We start from the raw sequence: 8,051 nt of genomic DNA, 5'->3' as shown, positions 1-8,051 counted from the left end.
CGTTTGCGGCCCGCCCCGACCCTTTCCGCAACCGAACTCCTCGGCTGCCCGGCCTAGACCAGGCTGCCGACCAGCGTGAAGGTGACGGTGCCGGTGAACGTGCCAGCCTCGGTCGAGCTCGGGGCGTTCACGGTCATGGTGCCGGTCAGGCCGATCGAGCCGATACCCTGCTGGGCCTGCGCGATGTCATGCGCCGCGTTGCCCAGGCCCTGGGTGCCGATGTCGGTCGGGCCCACCGCCGGACTGGCAGCGGGGTTGGCGAATGTCGTGAAGTTCGACGCCAAGCCGTTGAACCCGTTGCCGGTCACCGGGACCTCGGTAAGGCCGGTGAGCCCAACGTCCTCGCCGCTGATCTGCGAGCCCGGGTTCGACCCGCCGTCGGTGAGATTCGAGGCTTCGGCCTGAGCCGTCCACGGAAGGTCACCGGAGCGGGTGTCGGTGATGAAGATGTCCTGGGTCGGGTCCGTGGCGCTGCCACCGAAGGTGTGGCTCGCCGTGAACGTCGTACCCGTGCTGTCCAGCGTCATCGTGCCGAGGTTCAACGGGCTCTGCGCGGTGTACGGCGTCGAGATGATCAAGACACCCTGAGGAACGGTGGTCGTGATCGTCTGGACGTCGGTGCACTGACCGCCGTTCGCCGTGGAGCACGGACCGTTCGGGTTCGCGTCCTGCGAGAACGTCGACGCCGTCGAGGTGGACCCGCCGCAGACCGTGAGGTCGGACGGTGTGAACACCGCGGTGATCGAGTGCGAGCCCGGCGCGTTGAAGGTGTTCGTCGCGTCGAACTCGTTCGGGGTGCCCGGCTTCGGACTGATCGGTCCGGCGACCGGCGTGGTCCCGTCGTAGAAGGTGACGGAGCCGGTGCAGCTGGTGTCCGCGGGGTACGTGACCGTTGCCACATAGTTGTTCTGGTCGCCGGCGTACTGGCCCGGTGTCACCGCGAGGTCCGTCGTGGTGCCCGGAACCGGAGGACCGACCTGGAACTGGGTCTGGCCGTTGGAGCTGGCGAGGCCGGTTCCCACGTACGGCGCGAACTTCGCCGAGAACGTGTGCGACGACGGGTTCGGTACCGAGTCGCTGACGCTCGCGGTGTACGGGCCGTTGCCACTCACCAGCTGCGGGGTGCCGACCGGAGTCGAGCCGTCGAAGAACGACACTGTTCCGATCGCGCCGGTGTAGCTGGCCGGCACCGCCGAGGCGGCGCTGACCGATGCCTTGATCGTCACCGACTCCGGGTTGGTGGTGGAAGTGTCCGGGCTGCTCGGCGTGGTCGACACGGTCGTCGTGGTGGCGTCCGTGGCATCCGGGTAGTTGCCGTTTGCTGCACTCGGGTAGACGACCTGCCAGGTGTCCGCCGACGGGTTGACCTGGATGTCGAGAACGTCGTAGTGCGTGGTGTCCGGCGCCTGGGTTCCCGCCGTGTAGAAGCGCAACTGGTACAGGTTCACGTAGCCGGCGGTCGATAAGGTGTTGGGGAACTCGCTGATGTAGTCGTTGAACGAGAAGTCGGTCGCTCCGCCGGTGACGAACGGAAGACCGCTGCCGGACACGTCCGCCGGAGTGCCCGAGGGTGCCGGGTTGTAGGTGCCGGCACTGAGAACGTCGCCGCTCCACGTCTGTGGGTTGGTGCCGACCTGCGGCGTGAAGGCGTAGAGCTGACCCTTGCTGTCGATGCCGCTACGGCCCTGGTGCGATGCGACGGCGTACGCCGCGAACGGCTGCGCGTCGAGGCTTCCGCCCGTGATCGGTACGCCGTTCGAGTCAAGCAGCGTGATCGTGCCGATCGCGTCGGAGTCGGGCTCCCACCCGACGTTGGTGGCGGCGGATGCGACCCCGCTCGAGGCGAGCACAAGCCCGCCCGCGAGCGCCAGGGCTCCCACCCCGGTCACCGCACGCCGGAACGTTTTTCTCACGGATTGTCTCCCTATTTGTGTCGAATGACTTGGACGATCAATCCGAAAGGGCGCATGATGGACGACGGGGCAGGGCCCCGGTCCGGTCCCCTTCGAGTCCTCTCCCCGGTGCCCGCTGCCAAGGTGTGGCACCGGGGAGAGGCTTTGTTACGTCGAGCTCCTGCTCAGGTTCGGATCAGCCGGAAGAGGCGTCGCCGAGGTCCTGGTAGTTGGGCGTGAGCCCCGCGGCTTCGATGTCCGGAGCCTGGATGCTCCGGGCGATCCACGAGCCTGAACCCTTGAACAGGTCGTTCACCCAGTTCTTCGTGCCGCCGGGCTGCGACGGCTGGCACTCGCCGTACGTCGAGTCGGGCGCGCTGAGGCACGCGCCAGACCCCGGCGTCAGGTTGAGGTCGAAGTCCCGCGCGATGAAGTACAGTCCTCGCGTCGAGTCATACACCGGGTTGCCGTCGTTGGCCTTGTTCTGGTCGGCACTGGGGCAGTTCGGTGTCTGGTCGCCGGAGGTGCAGCCGGAGATGAGCGCAATGTTGAAGTTGGACGCCGGCTCCTGGCTGTTCGCGTAGTACCCGCTCTGGATCAGCTTGATCTTGCCAACCGAGAACGGCTCGATCGCGTCCGCCGCGTCGTTCGTCGTCGAACCCGGCTGGGTCGCGAGCGTGATACCCGTCGGGTCGTGCTCCTCGCTGACCCGGATGCAGGTGCTGTTGGTCACGGTGGTGTCCGAGAGCCCGATGTCGGACTCGAAGAAGTTCCGCGTACCCGACCCGGACTGCGGGATCACCGGGATGATGTGGTTGTTCGACGCGCCGGCCGGAGCGCCGGGCACCTCGGACCACTCGACGCCCTGGTTTCCGTCGCAGTGGCTGTAGATGTACAGCAACATGGCACCGGAGAGCGGGAAGCCGTTGAAGGAGACGCTGGACTTCGCGATCTCCAGGTTGTCCGTGGCGAACTGGAACACGTGCAGACCGCCACAGTCCGTGATGGCCGCGCAGGCCGACTGCTCCGCGCCCTTCGGAAGCCGCGAGGCCCGGGCGAAGGTGATCGATCCGTTCGGCAGGCCGTCGTACCCTGCGCCGCCGAGCGAGTCTGCCGTCAATGCGGCGATACCGGCGCCGGAGCCGTCCGGCCGCTCGACCGGCTTCGTACCTGCTCTCAGTACCGCCGCGGTGGTGCCGTTGCCGTACAGCAGCGTGCCGGTCGAGTCATAAAGCGCGCGACCGTTGGCGTCACCGGTGGCGAAGTAGTTGTAGACCTCGTTGGTCTTGGCGTTGTTGTACGCCGTGTCGCCACTGGTGTCACCGCTGAACAGGAAGTCGGCGGCGTTCTGCACAGTGTCAGAACCCACACCAACCGCATCACCCGGCCGCGCCTGGGGATCACCGAACGCCGGCTGCATCGCAACGAGCAGCGCAGCGGTCGATCCCACGGCGCCGATCGCCAGGGCGGTTTTAGCCCTTTTGAACATGCACCCTCCTCGGGAGGCTTTACGGAGTCTTTCTCCGAACGCCGCTGACCCTAGGGAGGCCAACGGGCCAGCAGGCCGCTAGACGCTGAACAGCAGACGAACGATCAGCGGGGGCGTGTTTGAGTCAGAGCAGGTTGGGGAGCAGCCGCGCGGCGGTCTCCGTAACGACCCACACCACCGCAAGAAGGGCAGGAGTGCCCACCAGCCACACCTGCCAGCTCCCCCAGCGACGCCGCGCCCAGACAAAAGCCACAGAACCTGCTACCAGCAACTCGAGCCACAGCACCAGCGGAGTCAGCGCCGAGTCGTCGCGAGCCATCGACATCTGGTTGGCCGGCTGCACGGTTGGACCGCCGGACGGAGACGCCTTGCCCCTCCCGACCAGGCTGGCGTCGACGTAGACGATCTGGGACGGTGCCCAACCCCGGCGCCAGCCGCTTCCGACTGCCGCGACCAGGGTGAGCCGTCCCGCGCCGGTCGCCAGCGGCTGGGGAATCGGGTCGCCGGGCCGGCGAACGTCATTGACCGTGTACCGGAACGTGCCCTGACCGGTCGTGGCGGTGATCTGGTCCCCGGACCGCAGACTCGTCACCCTGGCAAACGGGGCCCCGTAGGTCACGCTCTTGCCGTAGATGACTGAGACACCGGCCTGTCCAGGGAAGACGGTGTTGACCTGGTGGCCGGGCCCGGACTGCAGATCCGTCGCCGAGGTCCCCTCGACGACCACCGTGTCCTTGAGCCCGATGGCCGGCGCGTTGATCAACGCGACCGGCGCACCCTCCTTGATCTGCCCGCCGACCGGCGCAACCTCATTGGCGAGCTCAGCCCTCAGCTTGGCGTAGAGGCCGCGTTGGGCGCTGTGCTCCTGGATGCCGCTGAGAGTGAATGCGTAGAGAATCGCCCAGATCGCGATTGCGAACAGCGTCACCGCAACGGCAACCGTGATCGCCGCGGACGCCGACATCGGCGCGGGCGCCGACCGAGGTTTACGCCCCGTCGGCTTTGCGGTCGAGGTCTGCTCGGCGGTGGGCTCGTCGTCCACGACAACCACGCTCACGACGGCGTCCCACGCCCACCGCGGTAGCGGCGCAGGAGCCAGGTGCCACCCGCAGCTCCGCCCGCGACCAACCCGGCCAAGGCGACGATCGGCAGGAACAGCACCCACGAGCCGACCGGGGACACCGGAGTCGCAACGGCTACCGGAGTCGGGGATGCGGACCCGGCAACCGTCGGGCCGGTCGGCGACGACGACGACGTGCCGGGTGACGGGGTCTTGACCGGCGGGATCGACTGGTTTCCGGAGGACGGCGGCGAGGACGGTGTCGAACTGGTGGACGTGCTCGGCGTCGGAGACGGCGACGAGGACGGCGCGGGACAGCTCGTCCACTTGGACCGGGTCTGGGCCGAGCTGGAGACGTCCGGCACTTCGCACTGCTGTGCCGCGACCGCGGCCGCCGCGCGCTTCGTGTAGCTGACCTCCGAGCCGAGGCCGTTCGCTGCTGTCATCGGCAGGTAGCCGGCCGCAAGCTGGCCGAATCCCGGTCCGGGCTTCTGCCCAGGTCCGGCCGCGAAGTTGAGGATCTCGGCATACGCCTTCGCATCCGGCGTCGACAAGCCCGCGCTCGGCACGCTCATCGAGACCATCATCGTCCCGGGATAGGCCTTCGACTCAGCCGGGCTGTTGCGCAGCTTGTCGTAGTCCATGCTCCAGCTGTTGTCGACCTTGTCAGCGGTCAGCGCCTTGGTCGCCGACTTGAGCGACGCAGGCGTGGGGTGCACGAAGGTCATGCCCTTGGCGGTGGTGAAGGCCGTGGTCGGTGAGACCGAGGATTGCGTCTCGAGCTCAGCGGTATCGAGGTCGTAGCGCTTGGCCTCTGACAACGTTGTGATGCCGAGCAGGAAGCGTTCCCCCGGCGTTTGTCGAGGCCCGGTGGTCAGCTGATCCGCGGCAGGGTTGCCGATACTGACCGAGCACGATGTCTTGGAGTTCGGCATCGAGAACTCGAGGTCGTACGCGATGCTCGACAACGTCAACAGCGGTGAGGCGACCAGAGGAAGGTACGGCGTTTGGTAGCGCGGCTGCGCGAAACATCCCGTCGGGTCGTGGTTGTACACGGCGTACGGAATGTAGGTGTCCAGAAGTGGCCAGATGTTGACCGGCAGCTTGAGGCCCTTGTACGCCGGGTTCACGACCATGCCCCATGGATCGGGTTTCCCGTCGATGAACGCCACCGCGGCCGGGTCGGACGCAATGTAGGAAGTCAGCGCGTGCATGACGTCGGAGTTCGAGGACAGGGCGATCAACGTCGCCCGAGCGTCGGTGATGATCTGGTAGCCGGACCCGGCGTCTTCCTTGGGAATCTCCGGGTTGAGGGCGCGAAACTCCGGATCCAGGGTGATGTTCAGCGGATTGTTGGCCATCCCGTCGTTCGCGGCGATGTCCGGAAGGTCGGGGTAGGACTCGGTCAGCAGCTTCGCAAGTAATCGCGGATCCAACTTGACGTTGAAATCCTCGTTGCGACTCGCGTCGTCAACGACAGTTGATATCGCAAAGCCGGTCACTGCTACCGGCGCGTTCACCACCGGTGGCCCGGCCTTGCCGGCTGGAGCAGGTGGGTAGCTGTCGAACGCTGCCGAAATCGACCGCTCGTTGAGCTCGTTGACCGCGGCCGGCTCGGCCAGCGGGATCTGGGTGAACGGCGTTCGCTTGGGATCGGTGCAGAATGCGGGGCTCCACTGCTGCGCCGTCTCCGTCATGAGTTCCGACCCGAAGACGAACACGCCGGGACGCTTGCTCACGACCGAGCAGTAGTCGGAGGGCAGCGCGAAGTTGAGCGGAATGGAGATCCGGTTTCGCCAGTTGGAGGCGGACCACCACAGCTGACCGGTCACCGACTCGAGCGCCATTTGGCCCGGGTCGCTCAGCTCGCCCGGGCCGTTCTCGAGGTGACCCGACTGGGTGTCGGCGTAATCGCAGTTGTCGATGTCCTGTTGGGTCTCATCAGCAGACCGGGCGCGCTCGTCACAGCTGATGCCGACGATCGGGATCACGACCAAAGAGCACTTGACACTCGCCGAGCAGCCGAGCGTCTCGTTCGTCTCGCTGCTCCACACCACGAATTTCGCCCGGCCGGTGCCGTCTGCGGCGGTGACCCCGAACGTCGTGTTGTCCGGGAACTCAGCACTGAAGCCGGCCTGCTCAGGGGACAGCTTGCTGCAGGCCTGGGTCGGCCCGCTGAAGTACGATTTGCCGTTTTCGGCCTTGAGCGGCTCGAAGTAGTCGGCCTCACCCAGGCTGTACGGCGAGCAACCGGTCGGAAGCGTCTTCGGTTTGTGAGGGAACAACCCGAGCTTGCCGGCATACCGGTCGAGCCGCCACGGCGGGAACTCGGTGCCCGGCGCAGAGGCGTTGCGCTCGATGTTGTACTGCGTCCAACAGTTTTGCTGAGTCAGCCGGTCCTTTGCGGGAACCTTGGTCGAGTCGACACCGCGGCACTCCATGACGACGACTGGGTACTCCTGGTAGCTCGAGGCGTTCGCCGAGTTCGGATCTGGGTCGATGTAGTTGGTCGGGTATGCCCCTTTCCAGGAGACATTGATCTGTTGCAGGGTGCGCAAACCGGCCGTCGCGCTGACGGAGACCGTCACCTTCTTCTTGACGACGGTCTGTTGCTTGCCGTCGGGAAGAATGTTTGTTCGGGTTACCGTCTTGCTCGCGGTCACGGGATGGTTCGGGTTCGCCTTGGCGGTGCGAGTCACCTGACCCGGCGAGCCGGATGCCGCCGCGAGCGGGCCGCCGACAACGAGGGCGAGCGCCGACGCACCGGCGGCGACCCGGCGTGCCCGAGCCCTACTCACCGGTCGTCTTCGCCTGATCACTTCTTGTTCAGCCAACGTCTCGCCAAGGTCGGTGGCACCACAATTGCTGCGAGAAAGAGCACCGCGGCGATAATCGCCAGCGGCGTACCCGAACCGGCTCCGGTGCCGAGTGTGACCGGCTCGGTGACCACGGTTCCGCCGGAGCCGCCGCCGGAGCTACCGACCTGCTGACCTGTGACCGGGTCGATGCTCTGGCTTCCGCTCGGCGTCGGGTCGGGGCCGCCGTTGCCGTTGCCGCTCCCGTTGCCGCTCCCGCTCCCGCTCCCGCTCCCGCTGCCGCTCCCGTTCCCCTTGCCGTTGCTGTTCCCGTTCCCGTTCCCGCCGCCCTTGTTCCCCTTGCCGCCGCCCTTGCTCGTCGTGGTGGGCGGCGGCGGGCCGGTGCTGTCGTTGTCCGTAGTGCACGGACCATGCCCAGCCTCGTCGCAGAGCGGGGGCTCGGGCGCGATCTGCGCGAGGTGGTTCTCCTTGGGCTTGCCGGCCACGAAGGTCGGGTTACCACACGTCGTGACGTTCAGGTTGCGCAGCGAGATGCCCGAGTCGGCCTTCTTCAGCAGGCCGATCTGCCGGAACGCGGCGGTCACCAGGTTGATCGGGAGCGCCGAGTACCCGATCGATCCGATCGGACCTTGGCCTTGGCAGATCGACGTGTAGAGGAAGTCGGCAAGGGTCTGCCGCTTCGGAGTGCTCATCGTCCCGTCGTTACTCGCCGTCGGGATGATGCCGTAGGAGTACGAGGACAGCGGGTAGGTCCGCTTGTCCGAGTAGCCGTAGACGTTCTTGAGGTTCTCGAG

Annotated in this window: 5 protein-coding genes; all 5 read right to left on the bottom strand. The window is 66.6% G+C overall.

Annotated features, from left to right (window positions below):
* Positions 1–53: 53 nt before the first annotated feature.
* On the bottom strand, positions 54–1,913 hold the full coding sequence (locus tag VME70_01870; protein ID HTW18940.1) for an Ig-like domain-containing protein: 1,860 nt from the start codon (positions 1,911–1,913) through the stop codon (positions 54–56).
* Between the two features lie 175 nt (positions 1,914–2,088).
* Positions 2,089–3,381, bottom strand: a complete 1,293-nt coding sequence (locus VME70_01865; GenBank protein ID HTW18939.1) for a substrate-binding domain-containing protein — start codon at positions 3,379–3,381, stop codon at positions 2,089–2,091.
* A gap of 124 nt (positions 3,382–3,505) precedes the next feature.
* On the bottom strand, positions 3,506–4,438 hold the full coding sequence (locus tag VME70_01860; GenBank protein ID HTW18938.1) for a class E sortase: 933 nt from the start codon (positions 4,436–4,438) through the stop codon (positions 3,506–3,508).
* On the bottom strand, positions 4,435–7,239 hold the full coding sequence (locus tag VME70_01855; GenBank protein HTW18937.1) for a hypothetical protein: 2,805 nt from the start codon (positions 7,237–7,239) through the stop codon (positions 4,435–4,437). The genes VME70_01860 and VME70_01855 overlap by 4 nt, the downstream gene beginning before the upstream one ends.
* A 17-nt stretch (positions 7,240–7,256) precedes the next feature.
* A partial coding sequence (locus tag VME70_01850) for a hypothetical protein (protein HTW18936.1) occupies positions 7,257–8,051 on the bottom strand: 795 nt, incomplete at its 5' end.

The sequence above is a fragment of the Mycobacteriales bacterium genome, assembly GCA_035504215.1.
Classification (GTDB): Bacteria; Actinomycetota; Actinomycetes; order JAFAQI01; family JAFAQI01; genus DATAUK01.
The sequence above is the reverse complement of the archived record's forward strand: the minus strand, read 5'-3'. Positions and strand labels throughout refer to the sequence as shown.

Coding starts and splice junctions, on each gene's coding strand:
- VME70_01865 (HTW18939.1), bottom strand. CDS start 3,381: ATGTTCAAAAGGGCTAAAACCGCCCTGGCGATCGGCGCCGTGGGATCG.